This is a genomic window from Streptomyces griseus, assembly GCF_001715295.1.
Taxonomy (GTDB): Bacteria; Actinomycetota; Actinomycetes; order Streptomycetales; family Streptomycetaceae; genus Streptomyces; species Streptomyces griseus_G.
Genome location: NZ_MDKB01000001.1, coordinates 806397 through 829060 on the forward strand (window position 1 = coordinate 806397; position 22664 = coordinate 829060).

The window sequence follows — 22664 nt, forward strand, 5'->3', positions numbered from 1 at the left end:
GAGGATGTGGGGGCGTGGGGGCGCAGGGGGCGGGGGGCGGGGGTGCGAAATGCGCGGAGACGGAGGACGTACGGGGTGCGGAGGCGCAGGACGTACGGGGTGCGGAGGTGCAGGACGTACAGGACGCGCGGAGGTGCGGCACGGGTGGACACGCGGAGGTGGCAGGCTGACACCCGGACTCCGACCGGCCGACGCGCCCCGCAGCGGGATGACGCCCCGTCAGCACAAGGCCGCACTCAGAGCAGGGTCAGCTGCGTGGGCCTCCGGTCTTCGCCCTCCGGCGCCGGGGTCCTTCCCGGTACGGCGATCCGCCGGGACTCGCCCCGGTGCGCGGGGCCGATGCCGAACTCGGCGGCCAGCTCGTGCACCCGTCGCGTGATGCGGCGTTGGTACCAGGTGGGGGCGTACGCCCCGTCCGCGTACATCCGCTCGTAGCGCCGCACCAGGTGCGGGTGGTGCCGGCCGAGCCACTGCATGTACCACTCGCGGGCGCCGGGCCGCAGGTGCAGTACCAGGGGCGTCACCGAGGCCGCGCCGGCGGCGGCGATGGCCTGGACCGTGGCGCGCAGCTGCTCGGGACCGTCGCCGAGGAAGGGGACGACCGGAGCCATGAGCACCGAGCAGTCGATCCCCTGGCCCGCCAGGGCGCGGACGACGTCCAGGCGGCGCTCGGGGGAGGGAGTGCCCGGCTCCACGGTGCGCCACAGCTCGCGGTCCGTGAAGCCCACGGAGACGGAGATGCCGACCTCGGTGACCTCGGCCGCCTGCCGCAGCAGGTCCAGGTCGCGCAGGATCAGGGTGCCCTTCGTCAGGATCGAGAAGGGGTTCGCGTGGTCCCGCAACGCCTCGATGATCCCGGGCATGAGCCGATAGCGGCCCTCTGCCCGCTGGTAGCAGTCGACGTTGGTGCCCATCGCGATGTGCGCGCCCTGCCACCGTGGGGAGGCGAGATGGCGGTTCAGCAGCTCACCGGCGTTGATCTTGACCACGATCTGCGAGTCGAAGCCGAGGCCGGTGTCCAGGTCCAGATAGCTGTGCGTCTTGCGGGCGAAGCAGTACACGCAGGCGTGTGAACAGCCCCGGTACGGGTTCACGGTCCACTCGAACGGCATCCGCGAGGCGCCGGGCACCCGGTTCACGATCGAGCGGGCCCGGACCTCGTGGAAAGTGATCCCCCGGAACTCAGGGGTGTCGAAGGTGCGCGTGGTCACCGCGTCCGCGGCGAAGAGCGCGCCGGGCTCGGGTTTCGCGCTCTGTGCGGTATTTTCTGCCAGGTTGTCCCAGCGCATGGACGCCTCCTCGGTAGTGCTGCGCCGAGAATAGAACATCTGTTCCCTTGATCGTGCGTGCCGGGATGCCGGCCCCGATTTTGAGGGGCCCTGCCCGAGGTGGTTGGCTCAGCGGCACCCGGAACAACCGAGTGCTGGAGGAGCAGGCATGGCGCAGGTCGAGGCCACGACGGAGCGGATCATCGCGGCGGACGCAGAGACGGTGTTCGACGCGCTGGCCGACTACAAGGAGGTCCGGGGCAAGGTGCTGCCCGGCCACTTCAGCGAGTACGAGGTGCGCGAGGGCGGGGACGGCGAGGGCAGTCTCGTCCATTGGAAGCTCCAAGCCACCAGCAAGCGCGTCCGTGACTGCCTGCTCGAGGTCACCGAGCCGTCCGAGGGCCGACTCGTGGAGAAGGACCGCAACTCCTCGATGGTCACCACCTGGACCGTCACGCCGGCCGGTGAGGGCAGGTCCCGGGTGGTCGTACTGACCGTGTGGAACGGGGCGGGCGGCATCGGCGGGTTCTTCGAGAAGACCTTCGCGCCCAAGGGGCTCGGCCGGATCTACGACGAACTCCTGCGGAACCTCGCCGCCGAGGTCGAGAAGTAACGCTGCTCCGCCCGCTGTTGGCGTCACGGCCGGCCTCACCGGAACGGGTGGTTTTCCGGGACGGCCGGTTGTGCGCCGCAACGCCTCCCACCGGCGCATAAGCCCTCGGTGCGCGCCGTGTGCGCGCCCGTTCTCGTTTGCCCCGCCTTGCCGCCGGGTGCGACAAATGTGCGGCGCAGGTGCGACGAGGGGAGCGTCACGTGGTGGGTGGGATCACTCTGGTGAAGGACGGGCCGGACGGTCCGGGAGGTGTCACGGCCGCGCCCGCACCTCCGTCGCCACCGGACGTACCGACCGCCGCACCGTCCGCCTCCCCACCCGAGGAGGTCACTCCCCGCCGGGTCCGGCTGGTCTTCCTCGGGCTGATGCTCACCCTGCTGCTCGCCGCGCTCGACCAGATGATCGTCGCCACCGCTCTGCCGAAGATCGTCGGCGAGCTGCACGGCCTGGACAAGATGTCCTGGGCGGTCACCGCCTATCTGCTCGCCTCGACGATCGGTCTGCCGCTCTACGGGAAGCTCGGTGACCTCTTCGGACGAAAAGGCGTCTTCCAGTTCGCGATCGTCGTCTTCGTCATCGGCTCCGCCCTGGCGGGCTGGTCGCGCACCATGGACGAACTCATCGCCTTCCGGGCCGTCCAGGGCATCGGCGGCGGCGGACTCATGATCGGCGTCCAGGCGATCATCGCCGACATCGTCCCGGCCAGGGAGCGAGGCCGCTACATGGGCCTCATCGGGGCGGTCTTCGGGCTCGCCTCGGTGGCCGGCCCGCTCCTCGGCGGCTTCTTCACCGACCACGCCTCCTGGCGCTGGTGCTTCTACATCAACGTGCCGTTCGGCCTCGCCACCCTGGCCGTCATCGCGCTCGTACTGAAACTGCCGAAGCCCGCCGTCCGCCCGCGCCTCGACGTACTGGGAGCCCTGCTGCTGGCCGTCGCGTCCACCTGCCTGGTGTTGCTGACCAGCTGGGGCGGGACGGAGTACGCCTGGACCTCCCGGACCGTTCTTGGGCTCGCCGCCGGTGCTGCCGGAACCACTCTGCTCTTCCTCGCCGTCGAGCACCGGGCCGCCGAACCCCTCATCCCCCTGCGGCTGTTCCGCGACTCCGTCTTCAACGTCACCTCGCTGGTGGGCGCGGTCGTCGGGGTCGCGCTCTTCGGGGCGGCCAGCTATCTGCCGACCTACCTCCAGATGGTCGAGGGTGTGTCCGCCACCGAGTCGGGGCTGCTGATGCTGCCCATGATGGGCGGCATCGTCCTCTCGTCCGTCGTCTCCGGACAGCTCGTCTCGCGTACGGGCCGCTACCGCCTCTACCCGCTGGTGGGCGGAGCCGTGTCGGCCGTCGGCATGTGGCTGCTCTCCCTCCTCGACACCGCCACCTCGGCGCTGCAGTACGGCGTCTGGCAGGCCGTCCTGGGCATCGGGATCGGCCTCGTCATGTCCATCCTGGTGCTGGCCGTGCAGAACTCCGTACGCCCCTCGGACCTCGGTACCGCCACCAGTGCCCACAACTACTTCCGGCAGATCGGCGGCAGCGTCGGCGCCGCGATCTTCGGAACCCTGTTCGCGGGACGCCTCGCGGACGCCCTGGAGGTGCGGCTCCCGTCCGGCGCGGACCTGCCCGACCCGGAGTCGATCACCCCGCAACTGGTCCATGCCATGGAGCCGGCGCTGCGTGACGCCTACATCCAGGCGTACGCCGACGCCATGCCGCGGATCTTCCTGTACCTCGTGCCGGTGCTCCTGCTCGGCCTGTTCCTCGCCTTCTTCCTCAAGGAGAAACCGCTGGTGTCCCACCACACCCCCCATCCCGCCGCCGAGCCGTCCGCGACGCACACGGCGATCCCGGCGGCGCGTGTCGACGCGGGTCCCCCGAACCCCGCCCACCTCCCGGGGGTCCCGGTCCGCGGGAGCGTCCAGCACTCCGACGGCACCACGGTGGGCAGGGCCGCGCTGACCCTCATCGACGGACAGGGACAGCAGGTCGGACGGGGGGCCAGCGGCGCCGACGGGCGGTACGCGCTGAGCGCTCCCGGCACCGGCTCGTACGTGCTGATCGCCGCCGCGGGCGGCCACCAGCCGCAGGCGGTCAGCGTCACCGTCGGGGAACGGCCCGTGGACCTCGACGTCGTGCTCGGTGGGGCGGGACGGCTGGCCGGCGCGGTCGTCACACCGGACGGTGCTCCGGTGCGGGACGCCGCCGTCACCCTCACCGACGTGCGCGGCGAGGTCGTCGCGACCACCCGCTCCGGGCGGGAGGGCGGCTACGTGATCGCGGAACTCGTGGCGGGGGAGTACACCCTGGCTGCCAGTGCCCCGGCCTTCCGCCCCGCCGCCCTGCCCGTCAGTGTGCAGGCGGCCCGCGAGACGCGGCAGGACATCGAACTGGCCGGCGGCGCCGTCCTGCGCGGAGTCGTAAGGGCCCCCGGCGGACGGGCGGTGGAGGACGCCCGGGTCACCCTGCTGGACGCGGCCGGCAACGTGGTCGACACCCTGACCACCGGGCCCGACGGGGCGTTCCGCTTCGTGGACCTGTCGACGGGCGAGTACACCGTCATCGCGGCCGGATACCCGCCGGTCGCCACCGTGCTCCAGGTCCCGGGAGGGGGGCGCACCGAACGGGATCTCCAGCTGGGGCACGAGGACTGAGCCCCCGCCGTCACGGCGGCGTGCGGGCCGGGTCGGCGCACCCGCTCCGCATGCCGCGGGCCGTGCCCGGGAGGGTGCGAGGACGGCTGTGGACCCGTACGGCCGGCTCGTACGGGAGCTCCGCGGGCGGTGGCCGGCTCCCCGGCCTCGGCGGAGAGGGCGGCCGGTCTCAGCCCGGCAGAGCCTCCCGTACCAGCGCCAGCAGCGCCCTGGCCCCCGGGCTCATGGCCCCGGCCGGCGGCAGGACCACCACGCTCTCGTACGCCGGGGCGTGCGCGCCGAGCTCCACCGCCACCAGGCCCGCGGCCTCCGGCTTGCGCGTGAAGTGGCGCGGCACCACGGCGATGCCGAGGCCCTCGTGCACCAGCTCCAGCAGGCTGTGCACGTCGTTGACCTCCAGCGCCACCGTGCGGCGCACCCCGGCTGCGGCGCACGCCTCGTCCGCCGCACGCCGCGGGCCCCAGTCCGGGTGGAAGTCGATGAACGGCTCGCCCCGCAGAGCGGCCCACGCGACCCGCGGCCCCTCCCGGGCCATGCGGTGGTCCGGCCCGCAGAGGACGACCATCTCCTCCCGCGCCAGTGGCAGCAGCTCACCCCGCCACTCCGGCGGGCTGACGGTGGCCGCGAACGCGAGGTCCAGGCGCCCGCCGGCCACCCCCTCCAGCAGGCTGGACGTCCCCTCCTGCCGCAGCCGGATCTCCATGTGCGGGTGCTTCCGGTGGAAGGCCGCGAGCAGCCGTGCCGGGCTGACACCGGCCACACACTGCTCCACCCCCAGCGTCAGCGTGCCCCGCAGCAGCCCCCGGACGGCGTCGACGGCGTCCCGGGCCGCCCGCGCCCCGGCCAGCGTGCGCTCCGCCTCCACCAGCAGGGCCTGTCCCGCCTCCGTCAGCCGTACCGTGCGGGTGGTGCGGCTGAACAGAGGCGTCCCCAGCTCGTGCTCCAGCGCCCGTACGGACGCCGACAGCCCGGACTGGGACACGGCGAGACGCTCCGCGGCACGGGTGAAGTGCCGTTCCCCGGCCACGGCGACGAAGTGCTCCAGCTGACGCAGTTCCATGATTGAGCAATCTAGGCGATGAATCCCAGCGGAATCTCCTGTTGGACCGCTGGATCGTTCTCCGCCAGGGTGGGGGAAGGCGCACCGGATCCGGCGCGTTCTCCGGCCCCCTCTCCCGCGGAGTGCTCGCATGTACGTTCCGTCCCCCGACCGCTACACCGCCATGCCCTACCGGCGCACCGGCCGCAGTGGCCTGCTGCTTCCCGCGCTGTCGCTCGGTCTCTGGCACAACTTCGGAGGCGACCGGACGCCCGAGACCCAGGCCGCGATCCTGCGCAGGGCCTTCGACCTGGGCATCACCCACTTCGACCTGGCCAACAACTACGGCCCGCCGCCCGGGGCCGCCGAGACCGCCATGGGCCGCGCCCTCAGGACGGACTTCGCCCACCTCAGGGACGAGATCGTCATCTCCACCAAGGCGGGCTACCACATGTGGGAGGGCCCCTACGGCGAGTGGGGCTCCCGCAAGAGCCTGCGCGCGTCCCTGGACCGGAGCCTGACCCGGCTCGGACTCGACTACGTCGACATCTTCTACTCGCACCGCTTCGACCCCGACACCCCGCTCGAGGAGACGATGGGCGCGCTCGACACGGCGGTGCGCCAGGGCAAGGCCCTCTACGCCGGAGTCTCCAACTACTCGGCCGAGCAGACGCGCGAGGCCGCCCGGATCCTGAACGAGCTGGGCACCCCCCTCCTGATCCACCAGCCGCGTTACTCGATGCTGGACCGCTGGGTCGAGGACGGCCTCCTGGACACCCTGGACGAGCTGGGCACCGGCTCCATCGCCTACTCGCCGCTGGAGCAGGGCATCCTCTCCGACCGCTATCTGGGCGGCATTCCGGACGGTTCGCGGGCGGCGGGCGCGAGCCCCTTCCTCTCGGCCGACGCGGTCACTCCCGAACTGGTGGACCGCCTGGGCGCGTTGAACGCACTGGCACGCGAGCGCGGCCAGTCGCTGGCCCAGATGGCCCTGGCCTGGGTGCTGCGCGGCGGCCGGGTCACCTCCGCGGTCGTCGGCGCGAGCAGCGTCGCCCAGCTGGAGAACAGTGTGGCCGCGGTAGGCAACCTGGAGTTCGCCGAGGAGGAGCTCGCCCGGATCGAGGAGACGGTGAAGGGCACCGCCCGCTCCTGACCCCCGGCTCGGGGCGCAGCCCCTCCGCCGTACGCGTGCTTCGGCGGACGGCACCACCGGACTGGACCAGTGACAGATCTCCGGGGCTCTGGTCCGGTGCTGCCCCGGCGCGTACGGTGAGGCGGCACGATGATCCTCTTCCCGCCCGCGGGCCGGGGAGCGACCGACCAGCGACAGGACCGCGCACCGTGAAGATCCTCGTCAGCGCCGACATGGAGGGCGCCACCGGAGTGACCTGGCCGGCCGACGTGCTGCCCGGCACCCCGCAGTGGGAGCGCTGCCGCTCCCTGTTCACCTCCGACGTGAACGCGGCGGCACTCGGCTTCTTCGACGGGGGCGCCGACGAGGTGCTCGTCAACGAGGCCCACTGGAGCATGCGCAACCTGCTCCTGGAGCGGCTCGACGACCGTGTCCAGATGCTCACCGGCAAGCACAAGTCGCTCTCCATGGTCGAGGGCATCCAGCACGGTGACGTCGACGCCGTCGCCTTCGTCGGCTACCACACCGGCGCCGGCACCGAGGGCGTGCTCGCCCACACCTACCTCGCCAACTCCATCACCGGCGTCTGGCTGAACGGCGTGCGCGCGAGCGAGGGCCTGCTGAACGCCCATGTGGCGGCGGAGTACGGCGTACCCGTGGTCCTGGTCACCGGAGACGATGCGACCTGCAAGGACGCCGACACCTACGCGCCGGACGCCCGAAAGGTCGCGGTCAAGGACCACGTCTCGCGCTACGCGGCCGTCTGCCGTACGCCCGCCAGGACCGCGGCCGACATCCGGGCCGCCGCCGCGGAAGCGGCCGCGCTCGCCGTACGGCACACCCCCGTGACGGGCGACTCCTTCACGATCGAGCTGGAGTTCGATGCCGAGCATCTCGCGGCGGCCGCGACGGTCGTCCCCGGCGTGGCGCCGACCGGTGAGCGGCGCGTCGCCTATACCAGCGGGACCATGTACGACGGAATCCGCACGTTCAAGGCGGTGACGACGATCGTGTCGTCCGCCGTGGAGGAGCAGTATGGCTGAGGCGCCCCCCCTGCCCGGACCGGTCGACGACCGGGCACTCGACGAAGCGGTGACGTTCACCTCCGAACTGATCCGCATCGACACCACCAACCACGGCGACGGCAGCTGCCGTGAGCGGCCGGCCGCGGAGTACGTCGCCGAGCGGCTGGCGGGCGCGGGGCTCGACCCCGTTCTGCTGGAGCGCACCCCCGGACGGACCAACGTCGTCGCGCGCATCCCCGGCAGCGACCCCGCCGCCGACGCCCTCCTCGTCCACGGCCACCTGGACGTGGTTCCCGCCGAGGCCTCCGACTGGACGGTGCACCCCTTCTCGGGCGAGGTGCGGGACGGCGTCGTGTGGGGACGCGGCGCCGTCGACATGAAGAACATGGACGCGATGGTGCTCGCCGTCGTCCGCGCCTGGGCACGCGCCGGTGTCCGCCCGCGCCGCGACATCGTCATCGCGTACACCGCCGACGAGGAGGCGAGCGCGGACGACGGCTCCGGCTTCCTCGCCGACGCCCACCCCGGACTCTTCGAGGGGTGCACGGAGGGCATCAGCGAGTCTGGGGCCTTCACCTTCCACGCCGGCCCGGGGATGTCGCTCTACCCCATCGCCGCGGGCGAACGCGGCACGGGCTGGCTCACGTTGTCCGCCGAGGGCAGGACGGGGCACGGCTCCAAGGTGAACAGGGCCAACGCCGTCACCAGGATCGCCGCCGCCGTCGCCCGGATCGGCGCGTACGAGTGGCCGGTGCGCCTCACCCCGACCGTGCGGGCCGCCCTCACCGAGATCGCGGCCCTCCACCGCATCCCCGTCGACCTCGACGCACCCGGTCTCGACGTGGACGAGTTGCTGGGCAAGCTCGGCCCCGCCGCCGACCTCGTCGCGCCGACCGTCCGCAACAGCTCCAACCCGACGATGCTGGAAGCCGGTTACAAGGTCAACGTCATCCCCGGCCGGGCCACCGCCCACATCGACGGCCGGATGGTTCCCGGCGGCGAGGAAGAGTTCCGCGAGACCCTGGACCGGCTGACCGGCCCGGGCGTCACCTGGGAGTACCACCACCGCGAGGTTCCCCTGGAGGCGCCGGTCGACTCACCGACGTACGCGAAGATGTGTGCCGCGGTCGAGCTGTTCGACCCGGGCGCCCACGCCGTCCCGTACTGCATGTCGGGAGGCACGGACGCCAAGCAGTTCTCCCGCCTCGGCATCACCGGCTACGGCTTCTCCCCGCTGAAGCTGCCGCCCGGCTTCGACTACCAGGCGCTGTTCCACGGCGTCGACGAGCGGGTCCCCGTCGACGCCCTGCACTTCGGCGTCCGGGTCCTGGACCACTTCCTGCGCAGCGCCTGACCCACGGGGGGAATCGACGATGGTGACCACAGCGGCGTACGGCACATGGCCCTCACCGATCGACGCGGCGCTCGCGGCCGCACACGACGGGCGGCCCGAGTTCGTCGGCAGTGTCGGTGACGAGGTGTGGTGGACGGAACCGCGCCCCGCCGAGGGGGGCCGCCGTGCCCTGGTGCGGTGCCGGGCCGACGGCACCACCGCCTCCGTGCTCCCGGAGCCGTGGAACCCGCGCAGCCGCGTCATCGAGTACGGTGGCGCGCCGTGGGCCGCCGTCGCGCGTGAGGAGGGCGGGCCGCTCGTCGTCTTCGTGCACCACGCCGACCAGCGGCTGTACGCCTACGCGCCGGACGGGCCCGACGAACCGTGGCCGCTCACCCCGGTCTCGGCCACCGGCGGCGGACTGCGCTGGGTCGATCCGCAGCTGCGGCCCGGACGCGACGAGGTGTGGTGCGTCCTGGAGGAGTTCACCGGCGAGGCACCCACCGACGTACGGCGGGTGATCGCCGCGGTACCGCTGGACGGCTCGGCGGCCGACGACCGGGGCGCCCTGCGTGAACTCAGCGACGACCGGCACCGGTTCGTCACCGGGGCCAGACTCTCCCACGACGGCCGCCGCGCCGCCTGGATCGCGTGGGACCACCCCCGGATGCCGTGGGACGGCACCGTCGTGATGATCGCCGAGGTGACCCCCGAGGGCTCCTTCACCGCCGTGCGGCCACTCGTCGGTGACACCGGCGAATCGGTCGTCCAGGTGGAGTGGGACCGGGACGGCTCGCTGGTGTTCGTCTCCGACATCAACGGCTGGTGGGAACTCCAGCGCGTCAGGCCCGACGCCGTCGCCGGCGCCGTCGTGCCCAGCACCCGGCTCTGCTCCGGCCGGGCCGAGGAGTTCGGCGGGCCGCTGTGGAGGATCGGCCTGCGCTGGTTCCACCTGCTCGACAACGGCCTGATCGCCGTCGTCCACGGCCGCGGCACCACCGCGCTCGGCGTCCTCGATCCCGAGACCGGCGAACTCGTCGACGCGGTCGGCCCTTGGACCGCGTGGGCCGAGACGCTCGCCGTGCACGACACCAGGGTCTTCGGTATCGCCGCGAGCCCCCGCACCTCCTTCGAGGTGGTGGAGCTGGACACCGCGACCGGTCACACCCGGACCATCGGCGCACCCCACAAGGACGTGGTCGATCCCGCCTACTACCCCGAGCCGCGGACCCGGACCTTCAGCGGCCCGGACGGCCGGGACATCCACGCCCATGTGTACCCGCCGCACCACCCCGAGCGGACCGGCCCGGACGGAGAACTGCCGCCGTACGCCGTCTGGGTGCACGGCGGGCCCACCGGCCGCTCCGCGGTCGTCCTCGACCTGGAGATCGCCTACTTCACCTCACGCGGGATCGGGGTCGTCGCGGTCGACTACGGCGGCTCGACCGGCCACGGCCGCGCCTACCGCGAACGGCTCCGCGGGCAGTGGGGCGTCGTCGACGTCGAGGACTGCGCGGCCGTCGCCCTGGCCCTGGCCGCGGAGGGCTCCGCCGACCGTGACCGGCTGGCGATCCGGGGCGGCAGCGCGGGCGGCTGGACCGCCGCCGCCTCCCTGACCGCCACCGACGTGTACGCCTGCGGGGCGATCAGCTACCCGATCCTGGACCTGGAAGGGTGGGCGACCGGAGAGACGCACGACTTCGAGTCGCAGTACCTGGAGTCGCTCGTCGGCCCGCTCGCCGAGGTGCCCGAGCGCTACCGGGAACGCTCGCCCATCCACCACACCGACCGGCTGACCGCCCCGTTCGTCCTGCTCCAGGGACTGGACGACCCGATCTGCCCCCCGGCCCAGTGCGAACGGTTCATCGCGGCGATCCAGGGGCGCGGCATTCCGCACGCCTACCTCGCCTTCGAGGGTGAGAGTCACGGGTTCCGCCGCGCGGACACCCTGGTGCGCGTGCTGGAGGCCGAACTCTCCCTGTACGCACAGACGTTCGGCATCGCCCGCGCCGACGTGCCCCGGCTGGAGCTGACGGAGTGAGCCTGGTGGCCCTCGCCCGCCCGGCCAGACTGCGGCCCGGGGCCCGGGTCGCCGTCGTCGCGCCCAGCGGCCCCGTACCCGCCGACCGCCTGGCGAGCGGGCTGGACCTGCTGCGCGGCTGGGACCTCGACCCGGTGGCCGGCTCCCACGTCCTGGACGTGCACCCGTCGCTCGACTACCTCGCCGGTACGGACGAGGCCCGTGCCCGGGACCTCCAGGACGCCTGGTGCGACCCGTCGGTGGACGCGGTGCTGTGCGCCAGGGGAGGCTACGGCGCGCACCGCATGGTCGACCTCCTGGACTGGGCCGCGATCCGGGAGGCCGGACCCAAGGTGTTCGTCGGCTACAGCGACATCACCGTGCTGCACGAGGCGTTCGCGCTGCGGGCGGGGTTCTCGACCCTGCACGGGCCCATGGCCGCCACCGAGGTCTTCCTCAAGGACGGGGACACGCAGGAGGCACTGCGCTCCACCCTGTTCGAGCCCGAGTCGGTGCGCACGCTCGGCCTGGACACGGCGGCCGCCCTGGTGCCCGGCACCGCCCGGGGGATCACGTACGGGGGCTGCGTGAGCCTGCTCGCCGCCGACGCGGGTACGCCGTACGCGCGCACCTCGGCGCGGGGCGGGCTGCTGGTGATCGAGGACGTCACGGAGGACCCGTACCGGCTCGACGGCATCCTCACCCGGCTGCTGCGCAGGGGCGCGTTCGACGGGATAACCGGTGTCGTCTGCGGCTCGTGGGCGCAGTGCGGACCGTACGAGCAGGTGCGGGCGGTGCTCGCCGACCGGCTCGGCGGGCTCGGGGTGCCGGTGGTCGAGGAGCTGGGTTTCGGTCACGGCCCCACGGCGCTGACGGTCCCGCTGGGCGTGCCGGCGGTGCTGGACGCGCCGGCGGACGGCGGCCGCTGCACGCTCACCGTCGAGGTGCCCGCCCTGGTGTGAGGCGCGGGAGCAGGCCGCACGGCACCCCCGGACCCCGGTGCGGGCCGTGGGGGCGAAACGCCGTTGCCGCACGGCCCGGGTGGCGGCCCGTCGGGAAACGCCCGTCCGCGCGTTGACAGCGGTATGACCTGTGTCACAGCATGGTCCGGCCCGGTCCTTACTAGTCGGTAAGGTTCCTCGGTACGGAGGTCCATGTGTCGCGTGCTGTCTCCAGGATCCGCAGTCCCCTCACCCTCCTGGCCGGGGCGGCGCTCCTGACCCCCCTGGCCCTGCTGGGCGCCACGGCCGCGTCGGCGGCGTCCGGATACACCGTCACCCCGCTGGAGTTCACGGTCCGGGCCGGGGACCGCACGTGCACCGTCGACGCGGACCTCTACCGGCCGGACGGCGTCGACGCCGAGCACCCCGCCCCGGCGGTCCTGGCGACCAACGGCTTCGGCGGCAGCAAGGCCGACGGGTCCACCGACGCGCTCGGCAGAGCCTTCGCCTCCAGCGGCTACGTCGGACTCGTCTACTCCGGCCTGGGCTTCGGCGGCTCCGGCTGCCTCATCACGCTCGACGACCCCGCCACCGACGGCAGGGCGGCCTCCGCGCTCGTCGACTTCCTCGCCGGGACCCGCCCCGCCGACGACGGAACCACGGCCGACTTCGTGAGCGACGACGGCCCGGGGGACCCCCGGGTGGGCATGATCGGCGGGTCGTACGGCGGCGCCGTCCAGCTGGCCACCGCCTCCGTCGACCACCGGGTCGACGCACTCGTCCCGCTCATCACCTGGAACGACCTGGCGTACTCGCTCGCCCCCAACGCCGCCGGAGCGTCCCGGGGGGTCTCCTCGGACACCGCCGGTGTCTTCAAGTGGCAGTGGACCAACGGCTTCTACCTGATGGGCGAGGCCCAGCCGCTCCTGGCCCCGAGCCTGGACCCGTCCCGCTTCGGCAACCCCGCCTGCCTCCACTTCGCCCCCCGGGCCTGCGACACCATCCGCTTCCTGAACTCAGGCCGCTTTCCGGCCGGCAGGACCGGCGCCGTGCTGTCGTACGCGCGCAGCGTCTCGCCCGTCTCGTACCTGTCCGGCGTCACCGCCCCCACCCTGCTCGTCCAGGGCCAGGCCGACAGCCTGTTCACCCTCAACGAGGCCACCGCCACCTACCGGACGCTCAAGGCGCGGGGCACGACGACGAAGATGATCTGGCAGGCCTGGGGACACAGCGGCGGCCAGGTGCCGGGCGAACTCGACCTGTCCGCAGGCAATCTGAGGACCAGCTACACGGGGCAGCGGATCCTCGGCTGGTTCGACCGCTACCTCCGCCACGTCCCGGACGCCGACACCGGCCCCGACTTCGCCTACTACCGTGACTGGGCGGCCGGTTACGGCACCGCCACCGGTGTACCGGCCCTGTCGCGGACGATGTACCTCTCCGGTGACGGCACCCTGGTGGACAGCAGGGCGAAGGTCGTCCGGGGCAGCCGTCGGTACACGAACGGGCTCCTGCCGACCAGTCACTCCGAGAGCTCGCTCGCGGGCATCGTCGGCCTGACCGACCCCGCGCCGTACGACACCAAGGGCACCCACCTCGGCTGGACCAGCGCTCCGCTCACCGAGCCGCTGGACGTCGTGGGCGCGCCGAAGGCCACCCTGAAGGTCCTCTCGCCGAAGGCGGAGCGGGTCCGGAACAGCGGTGACGCCGCGGACAAGCTGGTCCTGTTCGCCAAGGTGTACGACGTGGCGCCCGACGGCACCCGGACGCTGGTGAACCGCCTGGTCGCGCCGGTACGCGTCCCCGACGTCACCCGCCCCTTCACCGTGGAACTCCCGGCCGTCGTCCACCGGTACGCGACGGGCCACCGGCTGAAGTTCGTGATCGCCGCCAGTGACACGGCGTACTTCGGCAACCGGGGCGTCAAGCCGGTCACGGTGGTCAGCGCCCCGCAGGACACGGGTGTGCTGGAACTGCCCGCCGTCGGCCGGGCGGCGCGGAACGCCGCCGGCCGATGAGTTTCCCGGGGTTGCGCGGTCAGTCGGTGATAGTGGGTGTCCTCCGGTCGCGAGCCGGCCGGAGGACACCGGCCGAACCTGCCGAAACCGGCCCGACAGCCCAGGAGAGACCTCATGCGCACCCTGATCAGCACCGCCTTCATCTCGCTCGACGGTGTCGTGGAAGCGCCCGGCGGTGAGCCCGGCTACCGGAACGCGGGGTGGACCTTCAAGGACGTGGAGTTCCTCCCCGAGGCCTTCGACATCAAGGGCCGGGAGCAGAAGGAGGCGACCGCGATGCTCATGGGCAGAGTCAGCTACGAGGCGTTCAGCGCCGTCTGGCCCGGCATGGAGGACTTCGCCGACTACAAGGTGATGCCGAAGTACGTCGTCTCCACCACTCTCACCGGGGACGACCTGGTCACGGACTGGGGCGGGACCACCATCCTGCGCTCGCTCGACGAGGTAGCCGCGCTGAAGGAGACCGAGGGCGGCCCCGTCATCGTCCACGGCAGCGCCACGCTCAACCGCGGCCTCTCCGACGCCGGCCTGATCGACCGCTACCACCTGCTCGTCTTCCCGCTTCTGCTCGGTGCGGGCAAGCGGCTGTTCAGCGCCACGGACAAGGACACGCAGAAGCTGAAGCTGGTCGAGCACGAGGCGTACGCCAACGGCCTGCAGAAGAACGTCTTCGACGTGGTCCGCTGAGGGCCGCCCGAATACCGGCTGCGCGTGACGGTCCGGCGCCGCTAAGGTGGCGCCCTCGATGTGCACGGCCGTCAGCGCCTGCAGCCGAGAGCGAGGTGGGGCGCCGTGAGTGACCTGTGGACCGGCGGACGGGTACGCCTGCGAGGGGTGGAGCCCGGGGACTGGGAGGGCTTTCGCGACCTCGCCCGGCACACCCCCGACGTCCGCACCTCCGACCTGGTCGAGCCCCCGCGCTCCGCCGAGGCATTCCGCGCCTGGACCGCGGACCGGGCCGTACGTCCGCCCGGGGGTGAGGCGTTCCGCCTGGTGATCGAGGTGCTGGCCGACCAGGCCTTCGCGGGGACCGTCACAGTCGGGGAGACCGACAGCCGGGCGGGACGCTTCCGCACGGGTGTGGCGATCGCCCGGGAGCACCGCCGCAGGGGATACGCGGCCGAGGCGACCGGCCTCGTCCTCACCTACATGTTCGCCGAACAGCGGCTCAACAAGTGCGAGGTGGAGGTCCACGCCTTCAACGACGCCTCCCTCGCCCTGTACCGCGGGCTGGGCTTCGTCGAGGAGGGACGACTGCGCCAGCACGAGTTCCTCGCCGGCGCGTACCACGACGTGGTGCTGCTCGGCATCACCGCGGCGGAGCACTGGGCCACCCATCCACGTCCGTCGGTGCGGTGATCCGCGCGTCACCGCACCGCTTGGGGCCCGCCGGCGGTGTGAGGTGCGTCACCTGAAGCGGCCGAAAAGGTATTCCCTACCCGTCTTTCATGAACTCACACCCAATTCTCGGGACCAGCTGAGCGTGCGCACGGCCGGCGGTGTACGTTCTGGCGGAACCTGTGAGGTACGTGCTCCGTGTGGGGCCGCAGGGTGACGGAACGAGGGGTGGGGCTGCGTGAAGCGGCATCGGATATGGGGTACGGCTGCGGCCGTGGTGACCGGGCTGACCGGCGTCCTGATCTTTCAGGGTGCGACCGGCGGAGCGGACGGCGGTACCGGTGACGGCGGCGGGCGGAAGCCGGTCGCCTCGCACGCGTCCACCGCGCAGCTGCGGACCACCGGCGACGGTTCGGGTGCCTCGCTGGGCCGCCGCGACGCGGAACGGTTCAGCATGCTGGGCCTGACGTGGACGGATCCCGGTGCCCATGTAGCGGGGCGGGTCGAGGTGCGTACCCGCGCCCTGGATACCCGGAAGTGGTCGCCGTGGCTGCGGCTGGACGGGAACAGCGGCCAGGGCGAGAACGGGGCCGCCCGCGGTGGCACCGAGCCGGCCTGGGTGGGGCCGTCCGACGGAGTCGAGGCCCGTGTCGTCTCGGACAGGGGAACGTCGGCGGGACTGCCCGCCGGTCTGCGGCTGGACATGGTCGACCCGGGGACCGGCGGGGCCGGCGGTGTCGAGCCCGCGGCCTTCGCGGTCGAGGCGACGGACGAGCCGACCACCGAGCCCTCGGTCTCCACCGAGCCCCAGCCCGAGATCACGTCGGACCCCCCGGTCACCCCCGACCCGGAGCCGACCACCGAGCAGCCGGTGAGCGAGTCGCCCTCCGCCTCCGAGTCCCCTTCCACGGACCCGGGCACACCGTCCGCCTCGCCCTCGCCGTCCGTCACCGTGACGCCGACGCCCACCGACACGGCTCCCCCCGCCCCGCCGAGCACCATGCCCCGGCCGCCCATCACCTCCCGGGCCGGCTGGGGGGCCGACGAGTCGATCAGCCCCGAGGAGCCGGGCTACCTGCCGGGCGGGAAGATCAAGGCGGTGGTGGTCCACCACACCGCCGAGTCCAACGCCTACACGTGTGCCGAGGCGCCGGCGGTGGTGCGCGGCATCTACGCCTACCACGTCAAGCAACTGGGCTGGAAGGACATCGGGTACAACTTCCTCGTCGACAAGTGCGGCACCGTCTACGAGGGCCGCAAGGGCGGCGTCGACCGCCCGGTCCAGGGCGCCCACGCCTACGGTTTCAACGCCGAGACCGTCGGCATCTCCGTCCTCGGGACCTACACCGACGCCGCACCTCCGCAGGCCGCCCTGCTGTCCGTCGCCCGCATCGCGGCATGGAAGCTGGGGCAGTACGGCGTGGACCCCGCGGGCACCACCACGCTGACCGCGGGTGACGTGGGCACCAACTACTTCCGCAAGAGCTGGGCCAAGGGCGCCCAGCTGTCCTTCCCGGTCATCCACGGTCACCGGGACGGGTACAACACGCAGTGCCCCGGCGACGCGTTCTACAACCAGCTCGCCACCGTCCGCACCCTGGCGGCCGGGCCCGTCACCGGTCTGAGCGTCAAATCCCTGACCGGCGCGGGTAGTTCGGGCGGGAAGTACTACACCAAGGCAGGGATCACGGTGAACTGGTCCGCCACCACCCCGTCCGTCCTGATCAAGCAGTACGCACTGCTGGTCGACGGCAAGGCGGTGGCCACCACCAGCGGCACGACGACCTCGGCCACGGCGTCGCTCGCCGTCGGCACCCACACCGTGGCCGTACGCGCCACGCACCTCTCGGGCAGGGCGACCACCAGCACGGCGGTCACCGTGATCGCGGAGACCACCGTCCCCGCCTTCACCGTCAAGCCGTCCCTCGCCCTTCGCGCCGGCACCGTGAACACCGCCGCCGTACCCGTGAAGCTGAGCTGGAAGGCGACCGACGGCGCGGCTCTCAAGGAAGTGCGGCTGGCCTCCCCGGCGAAGACCTACGGCCCCACCACCACCAGTGCCTCGCACACGGCCGCGTCGGCCGTCGCCACGACGTGGAAGCTGACCGCCTACGACTACGCGGGGAACGCCGCCTCCGCCTCGGTCTCCGGCACCCCGGTGATCCTCCAGGAGAGCTCGGCCGTCAAGTCCGGTACCTGGGCGGCCAAGTCGTCGAGCAGCTACCTGGGCGGGAAGTCCTACTCCAGCTCCTCGAAGAACGCCTCGCTGACCTGGACGTTCACCGGCCGATCGGCCGCCTGGGTCGTCTCGCGTGCCTCGACCTCAGGACAGGCGTACGTCTACGTCGACGGAGCCAAGGTGGCGACCGTCGACCTCAGGTCGGCCACCACCAAGTACCGGGACGCGCTGTGGACCAAGACCTGGAGCAGCAGCGCCAAGCACACGGTCAAGGTCGTCGTGGTCGGTACCTCGGGCCGGCCCACCGTCACCACCGACGGCCTGGTCTACCTCAAGTAGAGGACGGCCCCCGGCCCCGGCGTGACGCCGGCGGCCGGGGGGCCGCGTGCGCCCCGGGCAGGCCGGCCCGGGCCCGGTCGCGCCGGTCAGGCCGGGACGTTCCGGTCGACGTACTCGAAGACCGAACCGTCCGGGTGCAGCGCGATCAGGTTGCGGCCGGCCGGAGTGGGGACCGGGCCGGCGATGACCCTCGCGCCCACCCGGGTCAGGGCGGCGTGGGCCTCGTCGACGTCCTTGACGGCGATCGTCGCCGTGACCTTGCGCAGCACCTCCAACTCCGATTCCGGGCCGCTCATCAGGAGAAAGCAGCCGATCGCGGCGACCGAGACCCCGCCGCGCTCGAAGCGCAGCGCCGGAGTGCTGGTCAGGCCCTCGTAGAAGGCCACCGAGGCCTCCAGGTCGTCGACGCAGATGCGCAGCGTGGTTCCCAGGATGTCCATGTCCACAGGGTAGTTGGCGGTCCGCCGCCATGTGATCGATTCCCTCCCCGGGCCCGTACGGAACTCCGCGGCCCGGCGGTGTCAGGCCCGGCAGAGCACCTCACCGTGGGGCACCATGAACCACCCGTCGGGCTCCTCGCCCCAGGCGCGCCAGGCGTCCGCGACCTCCGTGAGCACTGCGGCGTCCGCGTGCCCGCCGTCCACCGCCGACCTCGCGTACGCCGACGTCGTCGTACGGTCCGCCCAGAGGCCGCTCCACCAGGCACGGTCCGCAGGGGTGGCGAAGCACCAGACGGCCGCGCTCGGCGTGATGTCGGTGAACCCGGCCCGCCGCGCCCAGGACAGCAGCCGCCGGCCCGCGTCGGGCTCACCGCCGTTGGCGCGGGCGACCCTGCCGTACAGCTCCTGCCACCGGGTCAGTCCGGCGGTCTCCGGATACCAGGTCATCGCCGCGTAGTCGCTGTCACGCGCCGCGACGACGCCACCGGGCCGGCACACGCGCCGCATCTCGCGCAGCGCTCCCACCGGGTCGCCCACGTGCTGCAGGACCTGATGGGCGTGGACCACGTCGAAGGAGTCGTCGGGGAAGTCCAGTGCCTGGACGTCCCCGACGGCGAACTCGACGTTGTCCACGCCGCGTCCGGAGGCGACCCCGGCCGCCCGGTCCAGGACGCCGCGCCCGGTGTCCACGCCGGTCACCCGGCCCGGGGACACGAGCTCCGCGAGGTCGGCCGTGATGGTCCCCGGCCCGCAGCCGACGTCCAGGACCGCCTGGCCGGGGCGGAGGCGGGGGAGCAGGTAGGCGGCCGAGTTGGCGGCGGTCCGCCACTCGTGGGAGCGCAGCACCGACTCGTGGTGCCCGTGGGTGTAGACGGCGGATTCCTTCGGCATGGCCGGGCGTCCTCTCTGACCTCAGTCGCAAGCGGGAGGACGACAGTACGCCGCGATGTCGCATCATGAGATACGCATCTCATCATGCAGGACCAGCGAGTGGCTCAGATCGGCATCGGACAGTAGACCGTGAGGGCCTCCGGCAGCTTGTCGATCACCAGGTCGCCCTCGCAGTGGGCCACCTCACCGTCGTACGCGTACGGAGTGCCCGGGGCGAGGCCGGAGATCCGCACCCTGCGCCGCCGTACCGCCGCGTGGACGGGTGACCGGGTCAGTGGGCCCGCGACGGCTGCCGCCAGGAGACGGAGTCCTGGCGTCCGGCCGCCGTGCACCACCCGCACGTCCAGCAGCCCGTCTGCCAGGTTGTGCCGGCGGCCGGGTGCGGGGCCCACCCGCTGGAAGAGTCCGTTGCCCACGAAGAGCAGCCACAACGGCCGTGTCCTCCCTTGGAGTTCGGCGGTCAGAGGGCGTGAACCGCGCAGTGCCTCGGCTGCGGCCAGGACCCCTGCGGGCCAGCCGCCGATCCGGGGGGCCCAGTGCTCCCGGGTCCGTACGAGCTCCGGGTACACCCCGAGGCTGAACGCGTTGAGGAAGTAGCCGTCCGCCCCTTCCGGCCCCCGTGGGCCCGGCCGGAAGCGGCCCAGGTCGGCGCGTACCGCGTCGCCCGCGGTGAGGGCCCTCGCCGTGTCCTGCACCGTCTCGATGCCGAGGTCGTACGCGAAGTGGTTGAGGGTCCCGCCGGGGAACACGGCGAGCGGCAGGCGGTGGGTGGCGGCTACGGCCGCCGCCATGTTGACGGTCCCGTCGCCCCCGCAGACGCCGAGCGCACTGCCCCGGCCCGCCGCCTCCTCCATGCATGCGGCCAGGTCGGCCGGGGCGCACTCCACCACCTCGGCCAGGGGGAGCGTGTCGCGGATCACGGCCGCTGTCGCCGTCGCGGAGCCCGACTTCTGGTTGACGACGACCACGAGGCCCCGCCCGGCGGGCAGGGCCGGGGCCTCGCCCGGGGGCCGGCCCGGGGCGGGCAGCTGGCCGCGCGTCGGTACGACCCCGCGCAGCGCGAACGCCGCACCGACGCCGAGCGCCGCTCCGGCCAGCACGTCGCTCGGGTAGTGGACCCCGGTGTAGACGCGGGACGCCGCCACGGCGGCCGCCACCGGCGCCACGACCGCGCCCCAGCCCTTGGACTCCAGGGCGACACCGGTGGCGAACGCGGCCGCCGACGCGGCGTGGCCGGAGGGGAAGGAGGTGGTGAACGGCTGCCGCTTCAGCTGCCGTATCACCGGCACCATGTCCAGTATCGGCCGCTCCCTGCGGACCGCCCCCTTGCCCACCGTGTTGATGGCGACGGAGGCGACGGCCAGTGAGGCCACCCCGCGCAGTGCCGCCCGGCGGGACCGTGCGCTGCCGCCCAGCGCCGCCATACCCGCTGCCGCCCCGAACCACAGCAGGCCGTGATTGGCGCTGCGGCTCAGCCGGGGCAGGACGGGCGCGGCGCCGGGCCAGTGTCTTTCCGCCACGCTGCGGAACGCGGCGAGATCGCGCCCGTGGAGCCAGGCGCGCAGGCGGCCCGGGAAGGGATGGGTGCTCGTAGTCGGCATGGGACAGCGAATACCCTGACGCGGGGCCGTGAATCAGGAGGCGCGCCCACCGGGCCTCGGTGAAAGCGTGAAAAATCGTCTTACGCGGGTCGAAGCGCCTGTGTCCTGCCGCACCAGTACGTCACGGACGTTGCCCGGACAAGTGCCAGCCGGTTAGCCTGCGTTCGTGATTCCGGTCATTGACCGGAGTGTCGAACAGAATGGTGGGCGAACATGGGGCGACTCGTCCCCGCGGTGACCAGGGCGCTGGACGTGCTCGAACTCTTCCTCCAGGGCGAGGGCACTCTCTCCGCCCCCGAGGTCACCCGCGCACTGCAACTGCCACGGACCACCGTCCACGAACTGCTCACCACCCTCGCGGCCCGGTCCTACCTGGTCACCGTTCCGGGGCAGCCGGGCCGCTACCGTCTCGGCGTACGCACCTACCAGCTCGGCAGCCGCTACGCGGAGCAGCTCGACCTGGCGGCCGAGGGGCAGCAGGTGGCCCGCGAGGTCGCGGAGACGTGCGGCGAGACGGTCCACGTGGCGATCCTGGAGGACACCGAGGTCATCTACATCGCCAAGGTGGACTCCACCCACGCGGTCCGCATGGTCTCGGCCGCCGGCCGCAAGCTTCCCGCCCACTGCACCTCCGTGGGCAAGCTGCTGCTGGCCGCGCTCCCGGAGACGGAGCTCGACGCCCGCCTCGACGGACGTGAACTCGTCGCGATGACCGACAACAGCCTCACCGACGCGGCCGAGCTGCGGGCCGCGCTCGCCGTCGTCCGCGAGCGCGGCATAGCGGTCGAGCACCGCGAGTCGAACCCGGACGTGAGCTGTGTGGCGGCGCCGGTCCGCGACCGGTCCGGACGCGTCGTCGCCGCGCTCTCCATCTCCGTACCCATGATCCGCTGGAGCGAGGAGCGCGAGGCGGAGCTCGCCCGGCTCGCCGCGGGAGGCGCCGACGCGCTGTCCGGCCGGCTCGGACACCACGGGGGTCAGGGATGACCCCCGTCTGGGAGGTGGCCGTCCGTGAGCGGGCGGAGCTCGGCGAGGGCCCTACCTGGGATCCGGCGACCGGGCGGCTGATCTGGGTGGACATCCTGTCCGCCCGTGTCCACACGTACGACCCGGCCACCGGGCGCCGTACGGTCATGGCGACCGAGCAGCACGTCGGCGCCGCCAAGCCCCGTGCGTCCGGCGGTCTCGTCGTCACCCTGCGGGACGGCACCGGGCTGTACGACGCGGACGGCGCCTTCTCGTGGCTGGTCCACGAGCCCGTCCCCGGCCGGCGGGGCAACGACGCGGCCGTGGCGCCGGACGGCGCGCTCTGGGCCGGCACCATGCGCTACGACGAGCGCCAGGGCGGCGGCAGCCTCTCCCGCGTCGCCCCGGACGGCACGGTGGCGGTCCTGCCGGACGCGGTGACGGTCAGCAACGGCACCGGCTGGAGCCCGGACGGCACGCTCATGTACTACATCGACACCCCGACGCGGCGGATCGACGTGTTCGACGTGGACGGCCCGCGCGTCGCCGGCCGCCGCCCCTTCGTCACCGTCGAGCCGGGCCACGGATGGCCCGACGGACTGACGGTGGACGCCGACGGCTGCGTCTGGGTCGCCTTCTGGGACGGTGCCGCGGTGCGGCGCTACACTCCCGACGGCCGGCCGGACCGGGTCGTGGAGCTGCCGGTGCGGCGCCCCACCGCGTGCGCGTTCGGCGGTCCGGGCCTGCGCGACCTGTACGTCTCCACCGCGCGGACCGGGCTGGACGCCCCTCATCCGCTGTCGGGCTCCCTGCTGGTGGTGCCGGACGCGGGGTACGGCCTGCCGGGGACGCCGTTCGCGGGATGACCTTCCG

General features: G+C 72.8%; 18 protein-coding genes. 13 read left to right on the top strand and 5 right to left on the bottom strand.

Annotation, left to right across the window (positions count from 1 at the left end):
* Positions 1-236: 236 nt before the first annotated feature.
* Positions 237-1289, bottom strand: coding sequence for an Rv2578c family radical SAM protein (locus BA175_RS03015; protein ID WP_069169622.1), 1053 nt, complete (start codon positions 1287-1289; stop codon positions 237-239).
* A 148-nt stretch (positions 1290-1437) separates the two neighbouring features.
* Here BA175_RS03015 and BA175_RS03020 point away from each other — a divergent pair, with 148 nt between their 5' ends.
* Together BA175_RS03020 and BA175_RS03025 are read left to right on the top strand one after the other, a co-directional pair.
* On the top strand, positions 1438-1881 hold the full coding sequence (locus tag BA175_RS03020) for an SRPBCC family protein (RefSeq protein WP_069169623.1): 444 nt from the start codon (positions 1438-1440) through the stop codon (positions 1879-1881).
* Positions 1882-2081: 200 nt separating this feature from the next.
* Entirely contained in the window at positions 2082-4529 is a 2448-nt protein-coding gene (locus BA175_RS03025) for an MFS transporter (protein WP_069169624.1), read from the top strand.
* Positions 4530-4698: 169 nt separating this feature from the next.
* On the opposite strand, the gene BA175_RS03030 is transcribed toward BA175_RS03025, so the two are convergent.
* Positions 4699-5589, bottom strand: a complete 891-nt coding sequence (locus tag BA175_RS03030; protein ID WP_069169625.1) for a LysR family transcriptional regulator — start codon at positions 5587-5589, stop codon at positions 4699-4701.
* A gap of 130 nt (positions 5590-5719) precedes the next feature.
* Between BA175_RS03030 and BA175_RS03035 the strand changes: the two genes are divergently transcribed.
* The 9 genes from BA175_RS03035 (at position 5720) to BA175_RS03075 (ending at position 17893) form a co-directional block, all read left to right on the top strand.
* Complete coding sequence (locus tag BA175_RS03035; protein WP_069169626.1) at positions 5720-6721, top strand: aldo/keto reductase; 1002 nt, start codon at positions 5720-5722, stop codon at positions 6719-6721.
* Between the two features lie 188 nt (positions 6722-6909).
* On the top strand, positions 6910-7743 hold the full coding sequence (locus BA175_RS03040) for a M55 family metallopeptidase (protein ID WP_069169627.1): 834 nt from the start codon (positions 6910-6912) through the stop codon (positions 7741-7743).
* Positions 7736-9079, top strand: coding sequence for a M20/M25/M40 family metallo-hydrolase (locus BA175_RS03045; protein WP_069169628.1), 1344 nt, complete (start codon positions 7736-7738; stop codon positions 9077-9079). Before BA175_RS03040 ends, BA175_RS03045 begins: the two co-directional genes overlap by 8 nt.
* 19 nt (positions 9080-9098) lie before the next feature.
* Positions 9099-11099 (top strand): S9 family peptidase, encoded by a 2001-nt coding sequence (locus BA175_RS03050; protein WP_069169629.1) that lies wholly within the window; start codon positions 9099-9101, stop codon positions 11097-11099.
* Positions 11096-12040, top strand: a complete 945-nt coding sequence (locus tag BA175_RS03055; protein WP_069169630.1) for a S66 peptidase family protein — start codon at positions 11096-11098, stop codon at positions 12038-12040. The genes BA175_RS03050 and BA175_RS03055 overlap by 4 nt, the downstream gene beginning before the upstream one ends.
* Positions 12041-12255: 215 nt before the next feature.
* Entirely contained in the window at positions 12256-14037 is a 1782-nt protein-coding gene (locus BA175_RS03060) for a CocE/NonD family hydrolase (RefSeq protein WP_069170302.1), read from the top strand.
* Between the two features lie 114 nt (positions 14038-14151).
* Positions 14152-14724 carry a dihydrofolate reductase family protein gene (locus tag BA175_RS03065; protein ID WP_069169631.1) on the top strand — a complete coding sequence of 191 codons (573 nt, stop codon included), beginning with the start codon at positions 14152-14154 and terminating at the stop codon, positions 14722-14724.
* Positions 14725-14829: 105 nt separating this feature from the next.
* Positions 14830-15396: a GNAT family N-acetyltransferase gene (locus BA175_RS03070; protein ID WP_069169632.1), complete on the top strand. Its 567-nt coding sequence runs from the start codon at positions 14830-14832 to the stop codon at positions 15394-15396.
* A 232-nt stretch (positions 15397-15628) separates the two neighbouring features.
* Positions 15629-17893, top strand: coding sequence for an N-acetylmuramoyl-L-alanine amidase (locus BA175_RS03075; RefSeq protein ID WP_438947315.1), 2265 nt, complete (start codon positions 15629-15631; stop codon positions 17891-17893).
* Between the two features lie 86 nt (positions 17894-17979).
* Here BA175_RS03075 and BA175_RS03080 read toward each other — a convergent pair whose 3' ends face one another.
* The 3 genes from BA175_RS03080 to BA175_RS03090 form a co-directional block, all read right to left on the bottom strand.
* On the bottom strand, positions 17980-18333 hold the full coding sequence (locus BA175_RS03080) for a VOC family protein (RefSeq protein WP_069170304.1): 354 nt from the start codon (positions 18331-18333) through the stop codon (positions 17980-17982).
* Positions 18334-18414: 81 nt separating this feature from the next.
* A complete protein-coding gene (locus BA175_RS03085) occupies positions 18415-19224 on the bottom strand; it encodes a methyltransferase domain-containing protein (RefSeq protein WP_069169633.1) in 810 nt (269 codons plus the stop codon).
* Positions 19225-19328: 104 nt separating this feature from the next.
* Positions 19329-20825 carry a bifunctional phosphatase PAP2/diacylglycerol kinase family protein gene (locus BA175_RS03090; RefSeq protein ID WP_069169634.1) on the bottom strand — a complete coding sequence of 499 codons (1497 nt, stop codon included), beginning with the start codon at positions 20823-20825 and terminating at the stop codon, positions 19329-19331.
* A 213-nt stretch (positions 20826-21038) separates the two neighbouring features.
* Here BA175_RS03090 and BA175_RS03095 point away from each other — a divergent pair, with 213 nt between their 5' ends.
* On the top strand, positions 21039-21812 hold the full coding sequence (locus BA175_RS03095; protein WP_069169635.1) for an IclR family transcriptional regulator: 774 nt from the start codon (positions 21039-21041) through the stop codon (positions 21810-21812).
* The gene (locus tag BA175_RS03100; RefSeq protein WP_069169636.1) at positions 21809-22657 is read left to right on the top strand and encodes an SMP-30/gluconolactonase/LRE family protein; all 849 of its coding nucleotides are present in this window, start codon (positions 21809-21811) and stop codon (positions 22655-22657) included. The genes BA175_RS03095 and BA175_RS03100 overlap by 4 nt, the downstream gene beginning before the upstream one ends.
* The last annotated feature ends 7 nt before the right edge of the window (positions 22658-22664 follow it).